At 61.4% G+C, this 20,506-nt stretch carries 26 protein-coding genes and 1 tRNA gene; 4 read left to right on the top strand and 23 right to left on the bottom strand.

The genetic code is table 11. From position 1 onward, the window contains the following. Nucleotides 1-91 precede the first annotated feature (91 nt). Nucleotides 92-646: a DUF1415 domain-containing protein gene (locus P0D70_RS19240; protein ID WP_408185663.1), complete on the top strand. Its 555-nt coding sequence runs from the start codon at nucleotides 92-94 to the stop codon at nucleotides 644-646. A 37-nt stretch (nucleotides 647-683) separates the two neighbouring features. On the opposite strand, the gene P0D70_RS19235 is transcribed toward P0D70_RS19240, so the two are convergent. Continuing rightward, nucleotides 684-1,526: a class I SAM-dependent methyltransferase gene (locus P0D70_RS19235; RefSeq protein WP_408185662.1), complete on the bottom strand. Its 843-nt coding sequence runs from the start codon at nucleotides 1,524-1,526 to the stop codon at nucleotides 684-686. A gap of 384 nt (nucleotides 1,527-1,910) precedes the next feature. On the opposite strand from P0D70_RS19235, the gene P0D70_RS19230 reads away from it, so the two are divergent. Then, nucleotides 1,911-2,231, top strand: coding sequence for a type II toxin-antitoxin system HicA family toxin (locus P0D70_RS19230; protein WP_091798629.1), 321 nt, complete (start codon nucleotides 1,911-1,913; stop codon nucleotides 2,229-2,231). Between the two features lie 90 nt (nucleotides 2,232-2,321). Here the strand turns inward: P0D70_RS19230 and P0D70_RS19225 are convergent, their stop codons facing one another. Further along, nucleotides 2,322-2,531, bottom strand: coding sequence for a DUF1059 domain-containing protein (locus tag P0D70_RS19225; protein WP_091798627.1), 210 nt, complete (start codon nucleotides 2,529-2,531; stop codon nucleotides 2,322-2,324). 377 nt (nucleotides 2,532-2,908) lie between these two features. On the opposite strand from P0D70_RS19225, the gene P0D70_RS19220 reads away from it, so the two are divergent. Continuing rightward, nucleotides 2,909-4,192, top strand: a complete 1,284-nt coding sequence (locus P0D70_RS19220) for a TIGR03862 family flavoprotein (protein WP_408185661.1) — start codon at nucleotides 2,909-2,911, stop codon at nucleotides 4,190-4,192. A 36-nt stretch (nucleotides 4,193-4,228) separates the two neighbouring features. Here the strand turns inward: P0D70_RS19220 and P0D70_RS19215 are convergent, their stop codons facing one another. The 8 genes from P0D70_RS19215 to P0D70_RS19180 all read right to left on the bottom strand — a co-directional run bounded on the left by P0D70_RS19215 (nucleotide 4,229) and on the right by P0D70_RS19180 (nucleotide 11,191). Next, complete coding sequence (locus tag P0D70_RS19215; protein WP_408185660.1) at nucleotides 4,229-5,353, bottom strand: methyltransferase; 1,125 nt, start codon at nucleotides 5,351-5,353, stop codon at nucleotides 4,229-4,231. Between the two features lie 697 nt (nucleotides 5,354-6,050). Further along, nucleotides 6,051-6,126: transfer RNA gene (locus P0D70_RS19210), tRNA-Thr, on the bottom strand. 19 nt (nucleotides 6,127-6,145) lie between these two features. Then, nucleotides 6,146-6,658: a ClpXP protease specificity-enhancing factor gene (locus tag P0D70_RS19205; protein WP_408185659.1), complete on the bottom strand. Its 513-nt coding sequence runs from the start codon at nucleotides 6,656-6,658 to the stop codon at nucleotides 6,146-6,148. A gap of 70 nt (nucleotides 6,659-6,728) precedes the next feature. Beyond that, entirely contained in the window at nucleotides 6,729-7,340 is a 612-nt protein-coding gene (locus tag P0D70_RS19200; RefSeq protein ID WP_006052302.1) for a glutathione S-transferase N-terminal domain-containing protein, read from the bottom strand. 95 nt (nucleotides 7,341-7,435) lie between these two features. After that, the gene (locus P0D70_RS19195; RefSeq protein ID WP_408185658.1) at nucleotides 7,436-8,191 is read right to left on the bottom strand and encodes a cytochrome c1; all 756 of its coding nucleotides are present in this window, start codon (nucleotides 8,189-8,191) and stop codon (nucleotides 7,436-7,438) included. A gap of 22 nt (nucleotides 8,192-8,213) precedes the next feature. Then, nucleotides 8,214-9,593, bottom strand: coding sequence for a cytochrome b (locus tag P0D70_RS19190; RefSeq protein WP_091798540.1), 1,380 nt, complete (start codon nucleotides 9,591-9,593; stop codon nucleotides 8,214-8,216). Beyond that, nucleotides 9,593-10,213: a ubiquinol-cytochrome c reductase iron-sulfur subunit gene (petA, locus tag P0D70_RS19185; protein WP_091798537.1), complete on the bottom strand. Its 621-nt coding sequence runs from the start codon at nucleotides 10,211-10,213 to the stop codon at nucleotides 9,593-9,595. The genes P0D70_RS19190 and petA overlap by 1 nt, the downstream gene beginning before the upstream one ends. Nucleotides 10,214-10,444: 231 nt before the next feature. Next, on the bottom strand, nucleotides 10,445-11,191 hold the full coding sequence (locus tag P0D70_RS19180) for a Nif3-like dinuclear metal center hexameric protein (protein WP_091798535.1): 747 nt from the start codon (nucleotides 11,189-11,191) through the stop codon (nucleotides 10,445-10,447). Nucleotides 11,192-11,210: 19 nt separating this feature from the next. On the opposite strand from P0D70_RS19180, the gene P0D70_RS19175 reads away from it, so the two are divergent. Beyond that, nucleotides 11,211-12,437, top strand: a complete 1,227-nt coding sequence (locus tag P0D70_RS19175; RefSeq protein WP_091798532.1) for a Do family serine endopeptidase — start codon at nucleotides 11,211-11,213, stop codon at nucleotides 12,435-12,437. 27 nt (nucleotides 12,438-12,464) lie between these two features. Here P0D70_RS19175 and P0D70_RS19170 read toward each other — a convergent pair whose 3' ends face one another. From P0D70_RS19170 to hisB, 13 genes are all read right to left on the bottom strand, one after another. Then, entirely contained in the window at nucleotides 12,465-12,815 is a 351-nt protein-coding gene (locus P0D70_RS19170; RefSeq protein ID WP_408185657.1) for a DUF1493 family protein, read from the bottom strand. A 162-nt stretch (nucleotides 12,816-12,977) separates the two neighbouring features. After that, nucleotides 12,978-13,757: a twin-arginine translocase subunit TatC gene (tatC, locus tag P0D70_RS19165; RefSeq protein ID WP_091798526.1), complete on the bottom strand. Its 780-nt coding sequence runs from the start codon at nucleotides 13,755-13,757 to the stop codon at nucleotides 12,978-12,980. 34 nt (nucleotides 13,758-13,791) lie between these two features. Next, nucleotides 13,792-14,319, bottom strand: a complete 528-nt coding sequence (tatB, locus tag P0D70_RS19160) for a Sec-independent protein translocase protein TatB (protein WP_091798523.1) — start codon at nucleotides 14,317-14,319, stop codon at nucleotides 13,792-13,794. Nucleotides 14,320-14,358: 39 nt separating this feature from the next. Next, entirely contained in the window at nucleotides 14,359-14,598 is a 240-nt protein-coding gene (gene tatA / locus P0D70_RS19155) for a Sec-independent protein translocase subunit TatA (RefSeq protein WP_007180217.1), read from the bottom strand. A gap of 250 nt (nucleotides 14,599-14,848) precedes the next feature. Continuing rightward, nucleotides 14,849-15,214 carry a histidine triad nucleotide-binding protein gene (locus P0D70_RS19150; protein WP_091798519.1) on the bottom strand — a complete coding sequence of 122 codons (366 nt, stop codon included), beginning with the start codon at nucleotides 15,212-15,214 and terminating at the stop codon, nucleotides 14,849-14,851. An 81-nt stretch (nucleotides 15,215-15,295) separates the two neighbouring features. Beyond that, a complete protein-coding gene (locus P0D70_RS19145; protein ID WP_091798516.1) occupies nucleotides 15,296-15,691 on the bottom strand; it encodes a DUF4870 family protein in 396 nt (131 codons plus the stop codon). A gap of 93 nt (nucleotides 15,692-15,784) precedes the next feature. Then, nucleotides 15,785-16,180: a phosphoribosyl-ATP diphosphatase gene (locus P0D70_RS19140; RefSeq protein WP_091798513.1), complete on the bottom strand. Its 396-nt coding sequence runs from the start codon at nucleotides 16,178-16,180 to the stop codon at nucleotides 15,785-15,787. Next, the gene (gene hisI, locus P0D70_RS19135) at nucleotides 16,177-16,587 is read right to left on the bottom strand and encodes a phosphoribosyl-AMP cyclohydrolase (protein WP_408185656.1); all 411 of its coding nucleotides are present in this window, start codon (nucleotides 16,585-16,587) and stop codon (nucleotides 16,177-16,179) included. The genes P0D70_RS19140 and hisI overlap by 4 nt, the downstream gene beginning before the upstream one ends. Nucleotide 16,588: 1 nt before the next feature. Continuing rightward, nucleotides 16,589-17,362: an imidazole glycerol phosphate synthase subunit HisF gene (gene hisF, locus P0D70_RS19130; RefSeq protein WP_408185655.1), complete on the bottom strand. Its 774-nt coding sequence runs from the start codon at nucleotides 17,360-17,362 to the stop codon at nucleotides 16,589-16,591. 225 nt (nucleotides 17,363-17,587) lie between these two features. Continuing rightward, complete coding sequence (gene hisA / locus P0D70_RS19125) at nucleotides 17,588-18,340, bottom strand: 1-(5-phosphoribosyl)-5-[(5-phosphoribosylamino)methylideneamino]imidazole-4-carboxamide isomerase (protein ID WP_042329166.1); 753 nt, start codon at nucleotides 18,338-18,340, stop codon at nucleotides 17,588-17,590. Between the two features lie 214 nt (nucleotides 18,341-18,554). Then, on the bottom strand, nucleotides 18,555-19,196 hold the full coding sequence (gene hisH, locus P0D70_RS19120) for an imidazole glycerol phosphate synthase subunit HisH (protein WP_408185654.1): 642 nt from the start codon (nucleotides 19,194-19,196) through the stop codon (nucleotides 18,555-18,557). Next, complete coding sequence (locus tag P0D70_RS19115; RefSeq protein WP_007180209.1) at nucleotides 19,193-19,813, bottom strand: YchE family NAAT transporter; 621 nt, start codon at nucleotides 19,811-19,813, stop codon at nucleotides 19,193-19,195. Before P0D70_RS19115 ends, hisH begins: the two co-directional genes overlap by 4 nt. A gap of 67 nt (nucleotides 19,814-19,880) precedes the next feature. Then, entirely contained in the window at nucleotides 19,881-20,468 is a 588-nt protein-coding gene (gene hisB / locus P0D70_RS19110; RefSeq protein WP_007180208.1) for an imidazoleglycerol-phosphate dehydratase HisB, read from the bottom strand. Between the last annotated feature and the right edge of the window lie 38 nt (nucleotides 20,469-20,506).

Genomic DNA, 20,506 nt, shown 5'->3' with positions numbered 1-20,506 from the left:
GTGCTGTTTGCGCGAGGGGGTTGCGTGAGCCTCGAATCGGTTTCGAGGCGCGCCGTTAGAATGGCGTTTATTTCCCCCGCCGCCACCTGCCATGTCTTTGTCCGCCGAATCCGATGATGCTGTCGCTGCCGCCACTCGTCACTGGCTGACCGAGGCGGTGATCGGCCTCAACCTGTGTCCGTTTGCCAAGGCCGTGCATGTGAAGGGCCAGATTCGCTACGTAGTCAGCCATGCCGCGGACATGGAAGGCGTGCTGACCGATCTCGAAACCGAGCTTCAGACGCTGATGGCGGCCGATCCGGACGCGGTGGATACGACACTGTTGATCGTGCCCCACGCACTCGGCGACTTTCTCGACTACAACGACTGCCTGTTTTTCGCCGACCGCATGCTCAAGCAGCTTCGGCTCGAAGGCATTGTTCAGATCGCCAGCTTTCATCCGCAATATCAGTTTGAAGACAGCCAGCCTGACGATATCGAAAACTACACGAACCGGGCGCCCTACCCGATTCTGCACTTGCTGCGCGAGGACAGCATCGAGCGCGCGGTTCAGGCGTTTCCCGATGCGGAAGAGATTTACGAGCGAAATCAGGAAACGCTTCGGCGAATCGGCCTTGCCGGCTGGAACGCGTTGATGAAGCCGTAATTCACCCAGCGCCTCGCTGCGAGGAAAGGCCGCCTCGTCAGGCCGATACAAAGAACCGCTCTTTCAGCTCCTCGATTCCGAGCGTCGCCATTACCTCATTGAGGCGCTCGGCCGGCCGCCGCCTCGGCAAGTCCTTGTACTGGGCGATGATGAGTTCGTTTTTCATCGAATGCTCCCATCCCACCAGCTCGGTCACGCTGACCTGATAGCCATGCGCTTCGAGCTGCAAACACCGCAGCACATTCGTAATCTGGCTTCCAAACTCCCGCGTATGCAATGGATGCCGCCAGATTTCCGTCAAGGCGTTCCCCAGCGATTTGCCCTTGTTCTGCCGCAGCACACCCGCCACCTCGGCCTGACAGCACGGCACGACCACGATGTATTTGGCTTTCTTCTCCAGAGCGAAGCGCAGCGCGTCGTCGGTCGCCGTATTGCAGGCGTGCAGCGCCGTCACGATGTCGATCTGGGCCGGCAAGCGATCCGACGTGATCGACTCCGCCACCGAAAGATTCAGGAACGACATGCCCGTAAAGCCCAGCCGGTTCGCCAGTTCCTCCGACTTCGCGACCAGCTCCTCGCGCGTTTCGATGCCGTATATGTGCGACGCCCCACCAGCCTGAGCCTGAAACTCCTTGAAGAAAAGGTCGTACAGGATAAAACCTAGGTAGGACTTGCCCGCGCCGTGATCGACGAGGGACACGGCGCCCTGTTTGTCCTTGAGGTCCTTGAGCAGCGGCTCGATGAACTGGAACAGGTGATAGACCTGTTTCAGCTTGCGACGGCTGTCCTGGTTCATCTTGCCGTCGCGCGTGAGGATATGGAGCTCCTTCAGCAATTCGACGGATTGGTTGGGACGGATTTCGTGAGTTTTGCTGGACATCGGGGGAAACCGTCATCAATTGCAGCGCGAACGTGCGACAGGCGACGGAAAAAGGGAAAAGTTGCTGCCAGTTTACCCAAAGTGCGGCCCGCTTACCGAAAGAGCCGCGCGGATCATGCAAGAAATGGTGTCAATCTGGAACACTTCCTGCTCTAAAAGCTCTACTCAGGGGGGCCAGATAGGCGCAAAAAGCAGCGTGCGTACCGGCTGAGCCCGTCGGCGTCGGCCGTCTCGCCTATAACAAGTGGCTGCGGCCGTGACTTTGATCACGCGAACCGAATGCATGTGGGGAGGACGGTCCCGGAACACGGGCCGAACGTTACGTAACCAGCAGCGCGCCGAGACTTCCACCGGACGCGCGCTCGGAAAATAGAAGAGGCAGCAATGGATACGGTACCCAACGGAAACGTCGAACAGAAGTTTCAGGAAATGCTGGCGAAGCTCATCGCCACCCCGGCCTGGTCGGAGAAGCAGCAACTCGAGCTGGAAATGGCCCGTGACATCTCCACGGAAATGCTCCGTCTCGCCGAAATCATGCGCGACGGCAGCGTTGACATGGAAACCTGCCTGACCATGCTCAAGTACGCCAAGGTCCTCGACTTTGTCATGACGACGCTCGCTTCGCGGCGCGATATCAAGCCGCAAACGCTGCGGGTCATCTTCAAGCTTGCGGGCTTGAAGGTAGACGAGGCTTACCCTGGCTAGGACAGTTCCCAATACGTCGCTACCCGCACGGGCGGCCAGACGCCGCTCGTGCAGGTCGCACGGCCTATCTCATTCCCGAAAGACAGCAACTCACGCGCGCGGAGCTTCGACCGGTGGCGTGCCGTCGTGAAAGAGGGTCTTGAGTTGCGACCGCAACTCCGGCGAATCCGTGTGTTTGTGCACAGAGACCGCATGCTGGACTGCGGCGTCGAGCAATTCGCTCTCGGTGTCGGCAGATAGGGCAACCGTGCAGTTCATTTCGCTCGGGAATTCGCGACAATCAATGTATTTGCGGGACATGGCAGTCTCCTTGGTCAGACGTTCAAATATCCACGCAGGCAGCAGACGCGCGAAGCACAGAGCCTTCCGTGACGCGGCGTCACAGACAGCGGAGGCGCGTCGAATGGCAAGAAGACGGGAGCTGGGTTTGACGCGGGAAAGACGCGCACGGCGTCCGATGGAAGGTGTCTGAAAATTATAGGTCGCGCCAGCCGACAACGAAGCCGCGGACGCAATCCAGCCGAACGCGGGACCGCCTGAACCGAGCCTTTTTCAGCCCACGTGCCCGCCCTCGCGTTTGCCCTGCGCTGGCCGCGGTGTAAAAATAGCGCCCTTCGCACCGCCCGCTCATCTGGTCCGGCCGGCGCGCCGCCTCTTCCGCTCATCCGCAGGTCCGCATGTCATCCTCATTCGATTCCGCCCGCGTCGCCGTGATTGGCGGCGGCCCCGCCGGCTTGATGGTCGCCGAGGCGCTCGCCCGGCCAGGCGTGCGGGTCGACGTCTACGACGCCATGCCGTCGGTCGGCCGCAAATTCCTGATGGCGGGCAAAGGCGGCATGAATATCACCCATTCGGAACCGCTCGAGCCGTTCCTCGGGCGCTACGGGGCCCGCCGCGAGCAACTCGCATCGCTCGTGAACGCCTTCGATCCCGACGCCTTGCGTGTGTGGTTGCACGGGCTGGGCGTGGAAACCTTCGTCGGCAGTTCGGGCCGCGTTTTTCCGACCGACATGAAAGCCGCGCCCATGCTGCGTGCGTGGCTGCATCGATTGCGCGAAGCGGGCGTGGGCTTTCACATGCGCCACAAGTGGACCGGCTGGGACACCGAAGCGGGCGGGGACGCTGCCACGCATACACTTCGATTTGCCACGCCCAACGGTGAGCAAACTGTAACCGTCGACGCCGTAGTGTTCGCGCTTGGCGGCGCAAGCTGGCCGCGTCTGGGTTCGGACGCCGCCTGGGTGCCGTTGATGGCCTCGCGCGAGGTACCGGTGACGCCCTTGCTGCCGGCGAATTGCGGCTTCGACGCCGACTGGAGCCCCTACCTGCGCGAGCGTTTTGCAGGCCAACCGGTGAAGCCGGTAGCCATCGCACTGACGAGCGTAGACAATAAAGTCCACAATCGACAAGGTGAAATACTTCTGACCGAAACCGGCCTCGAAGGGAGTCTGATTTATGCCTTGTCGGCGGTGATCCGCGACCGAATTCTCGCCGACGGTTCCGCGATAATCGCGCTGGACCTGGCGCCGGGCCTGCCTTTGGAGCGAGTCGTCGCCGAAGTCACGCGGCCGCGCGGCTCACGCTCGATGTCGAGTCACCTGCATGGCCGGATCGGAATCGGCGGAGTCAAACTGGCTCTGTTGCATGAGATTTTGTCGAAAGAGGCCTTCGCCGACGCGCACGGCCTTGCGCACGCCATCAAGGCGCTGCCGGTGCGCCTCACCCGTGCAAGGCCGATCGCGGAGGCAATCAGCACCGCCGGCGGAATTCCCTTCGAGGCGCTCGACGAGCACCTGATGATCGAGCGACTGCCGGGCGCATTCTGCGCAGGCGAAATGCTCGACTGGGAAGCGCCCACGGGCGGCTATCTCCTCACTGCCTGCTTTGCCAGCGGCCTCGCGGCAGGGCGTGGCGCGGCGGCATACCTCGGCAAACTCAAGGCGAGCGGCGCATCGACGTGACGCGCCGCCTTGCTGCGTGGCAGCGCATTGCGCCGCTTATCGCGGCTTGAGACGCCACAGCGAAGTGACTTCAGCGATGCGCGCGGTGTGCAGCGCGTCGGTTTCATCGGTCGACTTGGGGTGCCGCGGACGAACGTCCTCGCGCCCGATCACCGTCAATCCGGCCTTGTCGATGGCGGCGAGCAGCCAGTCGCGCGTGCGCAAGCCGAGATGCTCCGCGAAGTCCGACATGATCAGCCAGCCTTCCCCGCCCGGCGACACATGCTCCGCGAGCCCATTCAGGAAACCGAGCAGCATACGGCTTTCCGGATCGTAGATCGCATATTCGATCGGAGAAGCGGGCCTTGCCGGCAGCCACGGCGGGTTGCACACCACGAGTGGGGCACGGCCTTCCGGAAACAGATCCGCTTGCACGACCTCGACCTGCTGGTCGTAGCCGAGACGCGTCAGGTTCTCACGCGCGCAAGCGAGCGCTCGGGGATCCTGATCGGTGGCGATGATTTTCTTCACGCCGCGTTTGGCGAGCAGCGCGGACAATACGCCCGTGCCCGTGCCGACATCGAACGCCTTGTTCAGCGAAGGCAGCGGCGTGCGCGCGACGAGATCCACATACTCGCCGCGCACCGGTGAAAACACCCCGTAGTGCGGATGGATCCGCTCGCCCAGTGCGGCAATCTCGACGCCCTTCTTGCGCCATTCGTGCGCACCGATCATGCCGAGCAACTCGCGCAGCGATACGACAGATGCCTCGCCGGTGACCGGTCCATACGTTTCGATGCAGGCTTGCTGAACATCGGGCGCGCGACGCAGCGGAATACCGTACGCGGCGTCGAGCGGAATCAGGATCATGCCGAGCGTGCGCGCGCGTTGCGACTGCGCCTGCCTGTGCAGGTTGAACGCGTCGAGCGGCGTTTCGCCCTGTTTGCGAGGCTTGCGCTCGAGCCGGCGCGTGACCGCTTGCAGCAGTTGGCGAGCGTTCTGGAAGTCGCCGTTCCACAGCAGTGCCGTTCCTTCGCAAGCGAGACGGTAAGCGGAATCGGCGGTGGTGCGGTCGTCCGCGACAATGACGCGCTTGGGCGGCGGCACGGCCGCTTCGGAGCGCCAACGCGCGGCGCGGGGGCCGTCGGCTTCGGGCCAGGTGATGGTTGCTGGGCTGGTCATGGTGAAGGTGGGATCGGTGTTGCGGGAGCGACGCGCTGAGAAACCACGTCATCGGGGGCGTTGCCCGCCGGAGTAACTTGATAGCGTGGCCGACTGACGCCCGAATAGTACCTCGGTGGTTCGGGTTCGCGGTGCGGTATTCGCCGGCAAACCCCTGGAGAAACGCGCCGACGTGGACTAAAAAGTCCACCATCGACAAGGTGAAAGAGATATGGCATTTTTGGACCGATATCGAGCCTCACCGTTGCTTCACGGAATCGCCTCTCTCTGCGCACTTTATCAACGAGGAGCGGCTCAGTCCTACGCGACTCCGCGATTTATTCGATTGAATAGGCAAAATCTTATACAAGTGGACAACTCGTCTATCCCGAGACGCAATTCTTTGTAGGGGTTTACAGCCGGTTAATGGACAGAAAGGAATGTGACCGGTATAGTTTTCCCAATTAGTGGAACGCAACTATTCCAAGAAGGACCTGAGAGACCCACGGCGGCGCCGGGCAATACCCTCCACGGCGCCAGCTCATCAAAATAAACCTACGATTGCGGACGCTAATTCGCGTCCGCAACTCGTTTCTCATTAATCTGCTTATTCCAGACAACACGCATTTAAGCGCGGTGATTTTTTAATCACGCAGCGTGCGCGCGCATAAATGAAAAACGGGGTTTCTGAATGAACAGAAACCCCGTTTAGTACAACTGGTGCCGGCTGCAGGACTCGAACCCGCCACCTCATGATTACAAGTCAAGCGCTCTACCTGATGAGCTAAGCCGGCATGAGGCCGTGATTCTACTTCATTTTACGATCTTGAGGCGAGCCCTTCCGCCACCTTTCGATCCATCGTCGTCAGGCTGCGGGCCGTCTGTCGCGCTTTCCGCTTTGGCGGCGGTGGCGGCATCCGCGGCCGGCGCCGTTTCGACTGCACGCGGCGCGGGCGCCTCGGTCTCGTCCGCCACTTCGGCGTCGGTGCCCGAATCCTGCGCTTCACCGCCCGTCGACTCGACCGGGAATGCCATGCCCTGGCCGTTTTCGCGCGCGTAGATCGCGAGAATATTGGCGATCGGCACTTCGATCTTGTGCGACTTGCCGGAGAAACGCGCGCTGAACTCGATCCACTCGTTGCCCATCTGCAGCTGGCTGGTCGCCTCGAAGCTGATGTTCAACACGATTTCGTTGTCGCGCACGAACTGACGCGGCACGCGCGTCTGGTTGTCGACCCGGACCGCAATGTGCGGGGTATAGCCGTTATCCGTGCACCACTCGTAAAGCGCGCGCAGCAGGTAAGGCTTGGTGGAAATCTCTTGCATCAACAGTCCTCTTACCGGGCGCGGGCCCGCGCTCACCCAGCCGCGCGGCGCCCTCACCCCAAAGCCAAACTCAACGACGCATCACCTTTTCCGAAGGCGTCAGCGCTTCGATGTAAGCCGGGCGGCTGAAAATGCGCTCGGCGTACTTCATCAGCGGGGCGGCGTTCTTCGACAGTTCGATGCCGTAGTGATCCAGACGCCACAGCAGCGGAGCAATCGCGACGTCGAGCATCGAGAACTCTTCGCCAAGCATGTACTTGTTCTTCAGGAAGATCGGCGCGAGCTGCGTCAGACGATCGCGGATCGCGAGACGGGCCTTCTCGTGATTCTTCTCGGCGGCCTTGCCCTTTTCGTTTTCGAGCGTGCCGACGTGCACGAACAGCTCTTTTTCGAAGTTGAGCAGGAACAGGCGGGCGCGGGCACGCTGAACCGGATCGGCCGGCATCAGCTGCGGGTGCGGGAAGCGCTCGTCGATATACTCGTTGATGATGTTCGATTCGTACAGAATCAGGTCCCGTTCGACGAGAATCGGCACCTGACCGTACGGATTCATCACGGCGATGTCTTCCGGCTTGTTAAACAGGTCGACGTCGCGGATCTCGAAGTCCATGCCCTTTTCGAACAACACCAGCCGGCAGCGCTGGGAGAACGGGCAAGTTGTGCCGGAATACAGAACCATCATGTTTACGTTTCCTCAAAAAGCTGAAAGGCCAGCGCGCGGAAAAACCGTTCAGCAGGTTTTTCCTGGCGCCGGCCCCACGCCGGGTGACGGCGTGATTATTTGATATGTTTCCAGTACGCGGCGTTCAGTCGCCAGGCGAAAAAGCTCAGGATACCGAGGAACATCAGCACCCACACGCCAAGCTGTTTGCGGGTTTTCTGGGTCGGTTCGGACATCCATGACAGGTACGACACGAGGTCGGCCACAGCAGAATCATAATCTACCGGCGACATCGTCCCCGGAGTGACCTGCTGGAAGCCGACAAATTTGTGTACCGTCTCGCCAGTTTTTTCGTCGGTTTCGTCACCGAACTTCGCGGTACGTTGCCCCTGAAGCTGCCACAGCACGTGAGGCATGCTCACGTTTTCATACACCAGATTGTTCCAGCCCGTCGGCCGCGTATTGTCGCGGTAAAAGCTGCGCAAATACGTGTAGAGCCAGTCTTTGCCGCGCGCTCGCGCTTCCACCGACAAATCCGGCGGACTCGCGCCGAACCACGCTTTCGCGTCTTCGGGCCGCATCGCCACGGTCATGGTGTTGCCGATTTTATCCGTGGTGAACAGCAGGTTCGCCTGAATTTCGTTCGGCATGATGCCGATGTCGGTCAGCCGGTTGTAGCGCATCAGATTCGCGCTGTGGCAATTCAGGCAGTAGTTTACAAACAATTGCGCGCCGTGCTGCAAAGAAGCGAAATTCTCCGCGTTATCCGGCGCGCGGTCGAGCGGGAAATTCTCGTCCGCGTGAGCCGGGGCGGCCAGCACCGCGAGCAGTGTCACGCCGATCAGCGCGCACTTCGTAAGCAGTTTTTTCATTTCGTGTTCTCCTGGCTCGCGATTAGTGAGGCTTGAACCGCACCCGCTCGGGCGGCTGCTTGAACGTGCCAAGCCGCGTCCAGAACGGCATACCGAGGAAAAACGCGAAATAGATCAGCGCGCAGATCTGGGCGATCAACGTGGCGACCGGCGACGGCGGTTTCGTGCCGAGGAAGGCCAGGGTCAGGAACGCGAGCACGAAAATGCCGTAGAACACCTTATGAAAGAACGGCCGGTAACGGATCGACTTGACCGGCGAGCGGTCGAGCCAGGGCAGGAAGAACAGCGATACCACCGCGCTGCCCATCACCACCACGCCCCAGAACTTCGATTCGGTGAACGCCATGGCCAGAATCACCAGCACCGCGAGCACCGGCAGACCGAGCTTCCACTTGCCGCGCGCGCGCACCAGCGCGAGCAGGCCGAGCAGCGCGATCACGACCATCAGCACGATCTTGAACGGATCGGTGGTGGCGCGCAGCATCGCGTAGAAGGCCGTGAAGTACCACACCGGCGCGATTTCCGGCGGCGTCTGCAGCGGGTTGGCCGGCACGAAGTTGTTGGCTTCGAGGAAGTAGCCGCCCATCTCCGGCGCGAAGAAAATGATCGCGGCGAAGATCAGCAGGAACACCGTCACGCCCATGAAATCGTGCACCGAGTAGTACGGGTGGAACGGGATGCCGTCGAGCGGAATGCCGTCCGGGTCCTTCTTCGCCTTGATCTCGATGCCGTCCGGATTGTTCGAGCCGACTTCATGCAGCGCGACCAGGTGGGCGACCACCAGACCGATCAGCACGAGCGGAATCGCAATCACGTGAAACGCGAAGAAGCGGTTCAGCGTGACGTCCGAGACCACGTAGTCGCCACGAATCCACAGCGACAGATCCGGCCCGATGAACGGAATCGCCGAGAACAGGTTCACGATCACCTGCGCGCCCCAGAACGACATCTGGCCCCACGGCAGCAGATAGCCGAAAAACGCCTCGGCCATCAGGCACAGGAAAATCGCGCAGCCGAAGATCCACACCAGCTCGCGCGGCTTGCGGTACGAGCCGTACATCAGCCCGCGGAACATATGCAGATACACGACGACGAAAAACATCGACGCGCCCGTGGAGTGCATATAGCGGATGAGCCAACCCCACGGCACCTCGCGCATGATGTACTCGACCGACGAGAACGCGAGCGTCGCGTCGGGCTTGTAGTTCATGGTGAGGAAGATGCCGGTGACGACCTGATTGACCAGCACCAGGAGCGCGAGCGAACCGAAGAAGTACCAGAAGTTGAAATTCTTCGGCGCGTAGTACTCGGAAACGTGCTTCTTCCAGGTGGAGGTCAGCGGAAAGCGCCGGTCGATCCAGCCGACCAGCCCGGTCGTCTCTACTTCGTGTTCGATCGCCATTACGCTTCTCCTTTCTCGTCCTTGCCGATCACGAGGCCGGTAGCCGACGTGAACATGTAAGGCGGGATGTCGAGGTTCTGCGGCGCAGGTTTGTTCTTGAAGACGCGGCCGGCCATGTCATAGGTCGAGCCGTGGCACGGGCACAGAAAGCCGCCCGGCCAGTCGTCCGGAAGATTGGGCTGCGCGCCCTCCTGGAAGCGCGGCGTCGGCGTACAACCCAGATGGGTGCACACGGCAACGGCGACGAAAAGGTTCTTGTGGTCGGCGCGTGAACGGAACTCGTTGTTGCAGTACTCCGGCAACGGCATCGAAAAAGGATTCTTGGTGTGGGGATCCGCTACTTCGTTATCGGCTTTCTGGACATCGGCGAGCATCCTGTCGGTGCGGTTGATGATCCACACCGGCTTACCGCGCCAGGCAACGGTCTTCATGTCGCCGGGCTTGAGATCGCTAATATCGACTTCGACCGGGGCACCTGCTGCCTTGGCCTTTTCAGATGGTGCAAACGAACTAACAAAGGGTACGACAGTGGCAACGCCTCCAATGCCACCTGCTACGGTCGTCGCTATCAGCCAGGTACGGCGGCTGCCGTCGACGCGTTCATCTTCCTTGTCTCGCATCACACGCCCCACTTCTGAGTTGGATTTTTCCTTCACGTCGCTTCTACCGCCGCTAGTTTGCGCGAATGGAGTCGCCATTTACAAGGGCCGATTGCCAAAAACCGTGCGAAGCCCTTGATAAATCAGGGTTACTCCGTACGAATCGCAAACTTTTTCGCACCTCCTTTTAAGTGCCCTCTGCGTTATTCGTGCCTTTTGCTTAGCTAATGCGTTTTACGTAAATCCGGTGATTCAAACGGGATTAGGGATATCGATAAAGAGGTGTTCGATATCGAACTGCTCGGACAGATGCTTGCCCACCGCCTGCACGCCGAAGCGCTCCGTTGCATGGTGGCCGGCCGCGAGAAATGCGACGCCGCTTTCCGCCGAGGTGTGCATGACCGACTCCGACACTTCGCCGGTCAGGTAGACGTCGGCACCCGCGTTGATGGCCGCGTCGAACATGCCTTGCGCGGCGCCCGTGCACCAGGCCACGCGGCGTAGTTCGCGATCCGCGTCGCCGAACACGAGCGGCGTGCGGCCGAGAGTCTGCTCGACTTGCGCGGTGAAGTGAGCGAGCGTGATCGGCATCGGAAACGTGGCGAGCCAGCCGAGGTCGTTCTCGCCGAAGCGCGCGTCGCTGATCCAGCCCATCTTCGCGCCGATCTGCGCGTTGTTGCCGAACTCGGGGTGGTCGTCGAGCGGCAGGTGATAAGCGAACAGATTCAGTTCGTTGGCGATCAGCAGTTTCAGACGCGCATATTTGCGGCCGGTGATCTGCGGCGCCTCGTTGCGCCAGAAGTAGCCATGATGGACCAGCACGGCATCCGCGCCCCAGTCGAGCGCGGCCTCCAGGAAGGCCGCCGAAGCGGTCACGCCGGTCGCGAGCTTATTGATCTTGCGACGCCCTTCGACCTGCAGTCCATTGGGGCAATAGTCCTTGAAGCGCGCGGTTTCAAGGAGATTGTTCAAGTACAATTCAAGTTCGATCCGATCCATATAAACCTCTAGTCTTCAGATGCTTAGACGCTTTTGGCTGTTCTTTGCCCAAGCGGTGACCGTGCTGTTGGCGCTCATGTTCATCATTGCGACGCTCAAACCGCAGTGGCTGCAGCGCCAGGGGCAATTCGGCAAGCAACTCGCCGAACCGATCGTCGCCCTGCGGGAAGTGGCGCCAGGCATCGGCAGCGGCCCAGCCCAGGCGTCCTATGCGGACGCCGCGCAAAAGGCCATGCCCGCGGTCGTCAATGTGTTCTCCAGCAAGGATGGCTCACTGCCACCCGACCCGCGTGCGAAAGACCCGCTGTTCCGCTACTTCTTCGGCGACAAGAATAAGCGCAAGCAGCAGGAACAGCCCGCGTCGAATCTGGGTTCCGGCGTGATAGTGAGTTCGGAAGGTTACATTCTAACGAACCAGCACGTCGTGGACGGCGCCGACCAGATCGAAATTGCGCTGGCCGACGGCCGCACCACGAATGCGAAAGTGATCGGCGTCGATCCGGAAACAGATCTGGCCGTGCTCAAGGTCAACATGACCAACCTGCCCACCATCACGCTCGGCCGCATGGACCAGACGCGCGTGGGCGACGTAGTGCTCGCCATCGGCAATCCGTTCGGCGTCGGCCAGACGGTGACCATGGGTATTGTCAGCGCGCTCGGGCGCAATCACCTTGGCATCAACACGTTCGAAAACTTCATTCAGACCGACGCGGCCATCAACCCGGGTAACTCGGGTGGCGCACTGGTCGACGTGAAAGGGAACCTTCTCGGCATCAACACCGCCATCTATTCGCGCTCGGGCGGCTCGCTCGGCATTGGCTTCGCGATTCCTGTGTCGACGGCGCGCAGCGTGCTGGAGAGCATCATTACCACGGGTTCGGTCACGCGCGGCTGGATCGGCGTCGAGCCGCAGGACGTCACGCCGGAAATCGCCGAATCGTTCGGGCTGGAACAGAAGTCTGGGGCGATTGTCGCGGGTGTGCTGAAGAACGGCCCTGCGGACCGTGCCGGCATCAAGCCGGGCGATATTCTCGTGAGCGTGAACGGGCAGGAGATCACTGACACCACTCGCCTGCTGAATGTGATCGCGCAGATCAAACCGGGCACGGCGGCGAAGGTGCACCTCGTGCGCAAGAGCCGCGAGATGGATCTCGACGTCACCATCGGCAAGCGGCCGCCTCCACCGAAACAACCGGTTGAGGACAATGGCGGTGGTGGTGATCAGCAGGATGATGATGGGGGTTGAGGTGCGCGGGGGCCAGGTCGTGTTGAGCTACGCTTGCCACCGCCCCGCTTTCATTGCCTCTTCGAGCATCCCGAGCGTGAGCGATCTACCGCCGAGGGTTTCGCGCGCACTGGCGCTGAACGGCGACTTGGCCACGGTGGCGAAGAAAGGGCCAATGTTCAGCTTCGCAGCCGGGTAATGGTAGTGCAGATCGAAACCGCCCACATCCACGCCGAAGCGTGCGGCCCATCTCCTCATCAATTCCGCGATACGCGCTGGATCGATATCCAGATCGTGATGCAGGTCCGTGTCCCTCGCCAGTTGGAGCCGACCGACAATCGGTTTTCCGGCATCTTCCGCAACAAACGCTTTCAGACTGCTCCAAGTCTCTGTCTTCACAAGTGAACCTCTGCTTTTACAGGGCCGTTGTATCCAATGGCCGATCGATAAATGATTGTGGACGCACGAAAGCTTCGGATGAACTAACCGCGAGAAACGAGCGCGCAATAAAAAGGGCGGTCTGCAATAGACCGCCCTTTTCGTTTTATTCACGCCTAAGCATTAATCCGACGCGCCCGCGTCCTCAATCACCGCCGGCTGCTTACCTACAATCAACCGCGCCGCAATAATCCCCGCTTCGTACAGCACGATCAGCGGGATCGCCAGAATCAGTTGCGAGAACACGTCCGGCGGTGTGACCACGGCCGAAATCACGAACGCGCCGACGATCACATACGGACGGATCTCCTTGAGCTTCTTGAGCGTGACCACGTTCATCCGAACCAGCAGCACCACGACGATCGGCACTTCGAACGTGACGCCGAACGCGATGAACATGGTCAGCACGAAACTCAGGTAATTGTCGATGTCCGTGGTCATCTCCGCGCCGAGCGGCGCGTTGTAGTGCGCCATGACGCGGAAAATGGTCGGGAACACCACGAAGTACGCGAACGCCATGCCGCACAGGAATAGCGTGTAGCTGCTGCCGACCAGCGGCCCAACCAGTTTCTTCTCATGCTGATAAAGACCCGGCGCGACGAACGCCCAGATCTGGTACAGCACGATCGGCAGCGCGATCACGAAGGCCACCAGCATGGTCACCTTCATCGGTACGAAGAACGAGCCGGTTACGTCGGTGACGATCATCTTGCCGTCCTTCGGCAAGTTCTGCATCAGAGGCCGCGCCAGCAACCGGAAAATATCCGGCGCCCAATACACGAGTCCCACGAACACCACGATGACGGCAAGGCCGGCGCGAATGATACGGTCGCGCAATTCTACGAGGTGGGAAATGAAGGTCTCTTCAGTGCCTTCGTCCTGGGTTTGCTGGGGGTCGCTCACACCGGCCCTCGGTTAGAGATTGTCGTTCTGATCATCAGAAGAAGCGCGTCGGACGACGCATGGTGGCCGGCGTATGCCGCGCCACGCGCGCCGCACCCGACTGCACGCGCGTGCGGCGCGTGGTCGCGCGCTTGTACCAGGTGGGCATGGCCGTCTGCTTGACGCGCCAGTTCTTGCGTTTGGGCGCCGCAGCCGGCGTGCTGCTCGGCCACGACGTATTGCCTGCGTTGCCAACGTCTTCGAGCGCGCCGCCCGCAATGCTCGGCGATACCGACGTGCCGCTGTTCCACGCGTCGTTCAGCTCGCCCTCATGCTTGCGCAGATTGTCCTGAACAGAGGTTTCGACGTTGGTCGCGGCGGCCTCGAACTCGCTTTTCATACGACGCAGTTCGTCGAGTTCGATTTCGCGCGTGACTTCGGCCTTCACGTCGTTGATATATCGCTGCGCGCGGCCGAACAACGCGCCGGCCGTACGGGCGACGCGTGGCAGGCGCTCAGGCCCGAGTACGACCAGCGCGACGACGCCGATCAGCGCCATCTTGGTTAGACCGAGGTCCAGCATGAAGTGGAATGTCCGTCAGTAACGCGGTTAAGCCGCGGCTTAGCGGTAATCGCCGGAACGCGGCGCCTTTTCCTTCGCATCCACATCCACGGCGCCGTTACGCGGCAGTTCGCGCTGTTGCGCTTCGCCTGCCGGCGTTTCGGCTTCCTTCATGCCTTCCTTGAAGCCCTTCACCGCGCCACCCAGATCGGTGCCGATATTGCGCAGCTTCTTCGTGCCGAAGACGAGCGCCACGATCAACAACACGATCAGCCAATGCCAAATGCTCAACGAACCCATGACTACTCTCCTTAACCCCGATACCGCACCATGATGCGGCGAAACTCGTGCGCCTTGCGGCGTGAATCGAAGCGCGTGCGCTTCATCTATACGTTACCGCGAGTTCTTCCGATTCAACCCGCGACACGGAATGTCATTGTGGCCAGACGATCGCGTCGGCGTCGTTACAATGCGGCAAAAACAACGCTCGCGCTATTGTCCACGAACAAAACTCGCCGCGCCGCCGCGATGCCCTGTCAGCGTTGCCCTGTCAGCCCATGCGCTGCCAGGGGCGAGGTCCCGCGAGAATATGTGCGTGAATGTGATACACCTCTTGCCCGCCGCCAGGACCGGTATTGATTACCGTGCGAAAGCCCGTTTCGCCACCGGTGTACGCCACGCCCAACTGATCGGCCAGACGCGCGGTCAAGACAAGCATTCTACCAAGCAGCGGTGCATCGCTTTCGGTGCAATTCGACAGCGTGGCGATGTGCTTGCGCGGGATCACCAGCACATGCGTTTCGGCGGCTGGACGAATGTCGCGAAAGGCGACGAACTCTTCGTCTTCGTGGACTTTGGTCGACGGGATCTCGCCGGCGGCGATCTTGCAGAAAAGGCAGTTCGGGTCGTGGCTCATCGTATTCCTGACGCAGTATGGCTGGAGCGCGAAGCGTGCGCGGCGCAGTTCATGTCAGGCCCGGCAACAGTCGGACGAAACTCAGAACCAGCCACGCGGATTCGCGAGCGGCTTGTTATCGTACAGATACAGCCAGCCTTTGATAATACGGTACAACATCCAGATGCTCACGGCCCACAGTACCGGAATGCCGATCACGACAAACAGCAGCACGCCGCCAATCGCATAACCCAGCAGCGCCATCCAGAAAGAGCGGATCTGCCATTCGAAATGGGCTTCGTAGGGCGTGCCCACCACGTCGGGCCGTTTCACGTAGTTGATGATGATCGCGATCAGGATCGTCAGGCCGCCTGTCAGCCAGTGGACCGCGTACAGCGCATACAGCACGTGGGTGAGCGTGCGCAGGCTGCGCTCGCGTTCCGGTTCGAGGGCATTGCGGTAAGCCGGCGGCGGATAGCTTTCGTGCGACTGTTCCATGCTTGCGTCCTCCCGAGGATGCGCGTCAGATGTGTTCAGTGCAATATGGGCGCCGATGCTCGCCACTTCAAGACGGCGGCGGATCGCCGCCGCTCAGTCGCCGTTCTGCTCGCGGTCGCGGCTCTTGCGCAGCGCCTTTTCCTCGATGCCCGACATGCCTTCACGGCGCTCGAGTTCGGCGAGCACGTCCGCCGGGCTCAGATCGAAGTGCGACAGCATCACGAGACAGTGAAACCACAGGTCCGCGACTTCGCCCACCAGCGCCTTCGGCGCGCCGCCGTGGCGCGCATCTTTGGCGGCCAGCACGACTTCCGTGGCTTCTTCGCCGATCTTCTTCAGCACCGCGTCGTCGCCCTTGTGGAACAGGCGCGACACGTACGAGACGTCCGGATCGCCGCCTTTGCGGCTGTCGATGATCGCCGCGAGGCGCAGCAGCGTGTCGGTCGTGGAAGCGGGGTTAGCCGACGTGGTTTGCGTGGATTGCGTCATTTGTAGATGTGTTCGGGGTCTTTCAGCACCGGATCGACGGCGACCCAGTCGCCATCCTCCACCGAGCCTTCGAATTTCTGGAAAAAGCACGAGTGGCGGCCGGTGTGGCAGGCAATGCCCGACACCTGCTCCACTTTCAGCAGCACGACGTCTTCGTCGCAATCGAGCCGCAGTTCAAGCACATGCTGCACGTGGCCGGACTCTTCGCCCTTGAACCACAGCCGCTGACGCGATCGCGAGAAATACACCGCACGGCCCGTTTCGACGGTTTTCGCCAACGCTTCGCGGTTCATCCACGCGAACATCAGCACGTCGTTTGTCGACGCTTCCTGCGCGATCACGGGCACGAGGCCGTTCGCGTCCCACCTGACCTTGTCGAGCCAATTGATTGCCGAGGGATTCACCACGTCACAACCTCACCGAAATGCCTTGATCGGCCATGAAGCGCTTGGCCTCGCCCACGGTGTGTTCGCCGTAGTGGAAAATGCTCGCGGCGAGTACCGCGTCCGCGTGGCCCTCCTTGATACCGTCGGCCAGATGCTGCAGATTGCCCACGCCGCCCGAGGCGATCACCGGGATCGGCACCGCGTCGGACACCGCGCGCGTGAGCGCGAGGTCGAAGCCGCTCTTGGTGCCGTCGCGATCCATGCTGGTCAGCAGGATTTCGCCAGCGCCGAGTTCGGCCATCTTGCGCGCCCATTCGACCGCATCCAGACCGGTTGCCTTGCGCCCGCCATGTGTGAAGACTTCCCAGCGCGGCGTTTCGCCTTGCACGGAGACGCGCTTGGCGTCGATCGCGACGACGATGCATTGCGAACCGTATTTGTCCGTTGCGTCTTTCACGAGCTGCGGATTCGCCACCGCCGACGAATTCATGCTGATCTTGTCCGCGCCCGCGTTCAGCAGGCGCCGTACGTCTTCGACGGCGCGCACGCCGCCGCCGACCGTCAGCGGAATGAACACTTGCGAGGCGACCGCTTCGATGATCGGCAGGATCAGATCGCGCTGATCCGAGGTCGCGGTGATGTCGAGGAAGGTGAGTTCGTCCGCGCCCTGATCGTCGTAACGGCGGGCGATTTCGACGGGGTCGCCCGCGTCGCGCAGTTCGACGAAGTTGACGCCCTTGACCACGCGGCCAGCCGTGACGTCGAGACAGGGGATGATGCGTTTAGCTAGAGCCATGATCTTGCAATTCTGCCAATACCGCTGATGAGGCCGCTCGCCTGGACGAGCGGCACAGTGCCGGCGCGGCGAGCCACGCCGCCGGTGAGTTCCACGCAACCGGCTCGAGACGGTATGCCGGTGTCAGGCCGCGCTGCTCGGACGCCGGTGATTTGCTCACCGCGATGCCGAGCGGACGAACGCACGAGGCGCGAGCGGCGAGCCTGCCGGCCCCGCCTCCCCGCCTTAAGCGTCGTCCGATTCGCGCAGCCGGTCCGCGAGGGTTTGCGCCGCCGCGAAGTCGAGATCGCCCGAGTAGATGGCCCGGCCGCAGATCACGCCTTCGATGCCTTCGTCTTCGACTTCGCACAGCGATTCGATGTCCGCGAGGTTCGACAAACCGCCGCTCGCGATCACCGGAATCTTCACCGCGCGCGCGAGACGCACCGTTGCTTCGATGTTGATGCCCTGCAGCATGCCGTCACGGCCGATGTCGGTGTAGATGATCGACTCGCAGCCGTAGTCCTCGAACTTGCGCGCAAGATCGGCGACTTCGTGACCGGTCAGCTTGCTCCAGCCGTCGGTTGCGACCTTGCCGTCTTTCGCATCCAGCCCGACGATGATATGGCCGCCGAACGCCGTGCAGGCGTCCTGCAGAAAGCCAGGATTCTTCACCGCCGCCGTGCCGATGATCACGTACGACAAACCGTCGTCCAGATAGCGCTCGATCGTATTCAGGTCGCGAATGCCGCCGCCCAGCTGAACGGGAATCTCTCCGCCCACCTCTTCGATGATCGCGCGAATCGCGTCTTCGTTCTTCGGCTTGCCGGCGAACGCGCCATTCAGGTCGACGAGGTGCAGACGCCGGGCACCGCGATCGACCCAATGTCGGGCCATCGCCGCCGGTTCCTCGGAAAATATCGTCGCCTGGTCCATATCGCCCTGTTTGAGGCGTACACACTGACCATCTTTCAGGTCGATGGCGGGAATCAGCAGCATAGCAATCGGGTGTTGTCTGGGAATGGGTTGAGGGTCGGCGCGAGCGGCTGAAGGTCCAGCCCGCCGGGACGCCGTTTCGCTAGTTTAGTACAACTCTTTCGACGCCCTTGCGTGGCGTCGTGGACAAGCGAAATCGTGGTGTCGCAATTGTGGCGCGCGGCGCCCGTTCCGCTTGTGGCGGAGCGACGCACGGCAACGGGATGAAGAAAGGCGCTCACGGGTTCCAGTGCACGAAGTTGCGATACACGCGCAGCCCCGCTTCGGCGCTCTTTTCCGGGTGGAATTGGGTTGCGAAGATGTTATCCCGCGCCACCGCCGAGGTAAAGGGCACGCCGTAGACCGTTTCGCCCGCGGTATGGACGGCATTGTCCGGCACCACGTAGTAGCTGTGCACGAAGTAGAAAAACGCGTTGTCGGCGACACCGTCCCACAGCGGATGCGGCTGCGTCTGACGCACGCGGTTCCAGCCCATTTGCGGGACCTTGAAGCGCGAGCCGTCGTCCTGCAGTTGGCCTTCCAGGTCAAAGCGCAGCACCTTGCCGGGCAGCAGGCCGAGGCCGGGCGTGTCGCCCTCCGCGCTCCAGTCGAACAGCATCTGCTCGCCGATGCACACGCCCATTAGCGGCTTGCTGCGCGACGCTTCGATCACCGCGTCCTGCAGGCCGGAGTCGCCGAGACTGCGCATGCAGTCGGGCATCGCCCCCTGGCCTGGCAGCACCACGCGGTCGGCGGCACGAATCGCTTCCGGCCGGTCGACAATCGCCACATCCGCTTCCGGCGCGGCTTTGCGCAGCGCCTGGGCAACCGAACGCAGGTTGCCCATTCCGTAATCCACAATCGCTATCGAAGTTTTCATTTCAAGTTAGGCAGCAATGCCTTCAATCCATCGACGATGAATTCCACCGCCAGCGCCGATAACATCAAACCCATGAGCCGCGTACCGATGTTGATACCCGTGCGACCGACCCAGCGGGCAATCGGTTCGGCGAGGCGCAGCGAAAAAAAACAGATCGCCGCCAACACCGCGCCGATCGCGACGAGGCTGATGCGGTCGTACCAGTGCGCCGAACCGGCCGCATAAATGATCGTGGTGCTGATCGCGCCCGGACCGGTCAACAGCGGAATCGCCAGCGGCACGACCGCGATGTTGTCCTTCTGCTCAGCTTCGTGGCGCTCTTCCGGCGTGGAACGGCTGTTGCCGATCTGCGCGTTCAGCATGTTGATCGCCATCAGCAGCATGATGATCCCGCCGCCCACTTCGAGCGAGCCGACCGAAATGCCGAAGAAGCTGATGATCTGCTGCCCGAGCAGCGTGGTCACCGCAATCACGCAGAACACCGAAATCGCCGCGATCCGGATGGTCCTGCGCCGCTCGGCGTCGCTCTGATGCGCCGTGAGGCTCATGAAAAACGGAATGGCGCCGACCGGGTTGATCAGCGCCAGCAGCGAAATAAACGACTTCAGAATGTCCATCGCACACCGGGCGCGAGCGCAATCGGCGCCGCTCCCGGTCCAGGTAAATGAGCCAGCTAATGAGCGCTTAAAGGCTGCCCTTGGTCGACGGAATCTGCCCCGCCGCGCGTTCGTCCAGTTCGGTAGCCATCCGCAACGCACGCCCGAACGCCTTGAACACCGTTTCCATCTGGTGATGAGCGTTCAGGCCGCGCAGGTTGTCGATATGCAGCGTCACGCCGGCGTGATTCACGAAGCCGCGGAAAAATTCGATGGATAGATCGACGTCGAACGTTCCGATACGCGCGCGCGTGAACGGCACATGGAATTCGAGCCCCGGACGGCCGGAAAAGTCGATCACGACACGCGACAGCGCTTCGTCGAGCGGCACGTAAGAATGGCCGTAACGGCGGATGCCCTTCTTGTCGCCGATCGCTTTCGCAACGGCCTGGCCGAGCGTGATGCCGGTGTCTTCGACCGTGTGATGGTCGTCGATATGCAAATCGCCATGCGCTTCGATCTCGAGGTCGAACAATCCATGCCGCGCGATCTGGTCGAGCATGTGGTCCAGAAACGGCACACCGGTGGCCAGCTTCTGCTGACCGGTGCCGTCCAGATTGATCTTCACACGGATCTGCGTTTCGCTGGTGTTGCGAACGACTTCCGCAAGGCGCATGGTAATTCCTCGAATCTAGCTAGAAAGCGATAGGTAGG

Source organism: Paraburkholderia sp. RL17-381-BIF-C, from assembly GCF_046026435.1.
GTDB lineage: Bacteria > Pseudomonadota > Gammaproteobacteria > Burkholderiales > Burkholderiaceae > Paraburkholderia.
Note: the sequence above shows the minus strand (reverse complement) of the source record. Positions and strands in the feature narration are given on the sequence as shown.

What these genes read in the sequence shown, in the direction of transcription:
- hisH (WP_408185654.1), bottom strand. Translation starts at nt 19,196, where the DNA reads ATGAAAACTTCGATAGCGATTGTGGATTACGGAATGGGCAACCTGCGT.
- P0D70_RS19235 (WP_408185662.1), bottom strand. Translation starts at nt 1,526, where the DNA reads ATGTCCAGCAAAACTCACGAAATCCGTCCCAACCAATCCGTCGAATTG.
- hisF (WP_408185655.1), bottom strand. Translation starts at nt 17,362, where the DNA reads ATGGCTCTAGCTAAACGCATCATCCCCTGTCTCGACGTCACGGCTGGC.
- P0D70_RS19150 (WP_091798519.1), bottom strand. Translation starts at nt 15,214, where the DNA reads ATGAGCCACGACCCGAACTGCCTTTTCTGCAAGATCGCCGCCGGCGAG.
- P0D70_RS19180 (WP_091798535.1), bottom strand. Translation starts at nt 11,191, where the DNA reads ATGGATCGGATCGAACTTGAATTGTACTTGAACAATCTCCTTGAAACC.
- P0D70_RS19230 (WP_091798629.1), top strand. Translation starts at nt 1,911, where the DNA reads ATGGATACGGTACCCAACGGAAACGTCGAACAGAAGTTTCAGGAAATG.
- P0D70_RS19190 (WP_091798540.1), bottom strand. Translation starts at nt 9,593, where the DNA reads ATGGCGATCGAACACGAAGTAGAGACGACCGGGCTGGTCGGCTGGATC.
- tatA (WP_007180217.1), bottom strand. Translation starts at nt 14,598, where the DNA reads ATGGGTTCGTTGAGCATTTGGCATTGGCTGATCGTGTTGTTGATCGTG.
- P0D70_RS19205 (WP_408185659.1), bottom strand. Translation starts at nt 6,658, where the DNA reads ATGCAAGAGATTTCCACCAAGCCTTACCTGCTGCGCGCGCTTTACGAG.
- P0D70_RS19240 (WP_408185663.1), top strand. Translation starts at nt 92, where the DNA reads ATGTCTTTGTCCGCCGAATCCGATGATGCTGTCGCTGCCGCCACTCGT.
- P0D70_RS19175 (WP_091798532.1), top strand. Translation starts at nt 11,211, where the DNA reads ATGCTTAGACGCTTTTGGCTGTTCTTTGCCCAAGCGGTGACCGTGCTG.
- hisA (WP_042329166.1), bottom strand. Translation starts at nt 18,340, where the DNA reads ATGCTGCTGATTCCCGCCATCGACCTGAAAGATGGTCAGTGTGTACGC.
- P0D70_RS19200 (WP_006052302.1), bottom strand. Translation starts at nt 7,340, where the DNA reads ATGATGGTTCTGTATTCCGGCACAACTTGCCCGTTCTCCCAGCGCTGC.
- P0D70_RS19145 (WP_091798516.1), bottom strand. Translation starts at nt 15,691, where the DNA reads ATGGAACAGTCGCACGAAAGCTATCCGCCGCCGGCTTACCGCAATGCC.
- P0D70_RS19195 (WP_408185658.1), bottom strand. Translation starts at nt 8,191, where the DNA reads ATGAAAAAACTGCTTACGAAGTGCGCGCTGATCGGCGTGACACTGCTC.
- P0D70_RS19225 (WP_091798627.1), bottom strand. Translation starts at nt 2,531, where the DNA reads ATGTCCCGCAAATACATTGATTGTCGCGAATTCCCGAGCGAAATGAAC.
- P0D70_RS19115 (WP_007180209.1), bottom strand. Translation starts at nt 19,813, where the DNA reads ATGGACATTCTGAAGTCGTTTATTTCGCTGCTGGCGCTGATCAACCCG.
- petA (WP_091798537.1), bottom strand. Translation starts at nt 10,213, where the DNA reads ATGCGAGACAAGGAAGATGAACGCGTCGACGGCAGCCGCCGTACCTGG.
- hisB (WP_007180208.1), bottom strand. Translation starts at nt 20,468, where the DNA reads ATGCGCCTTGCGGAAGTCGTTCGCAACACCAGCGAAACGCAGATCCGT.
- tatB (WP_091798523.1), bottom strand. Translation starts at nt 14,319, where the DNA reads ATGCTGGACCTCGGTCTAACCAAGATGGCGCTGATCGGCGTCGTCGCG.
- P0D70_RS19220 (WP_408185661.1), top strand. Translation starts at nt 2,909, where the DNA reads ATGTCATCCTCATTCGATTCCGCCCGCGTCGCCGTGATTGGCGGCGGC.
- P0D70_RS19215 (WP_408185660.1), bottom strand. Translation starts at nt 5,353, where the DNA reads ATGACCAGCCCAGCAACCATCACCTGGCCCGAAGCCGACGGCCCCCGC.
- P0D70_RS19140 (WP_091798513.1), bottom strand. Translation starts at nt 16,180, where the DNA reads ATGACGCAATCCACGCAAACCACGTCGGCTAACCCCGCTTCCACGACC.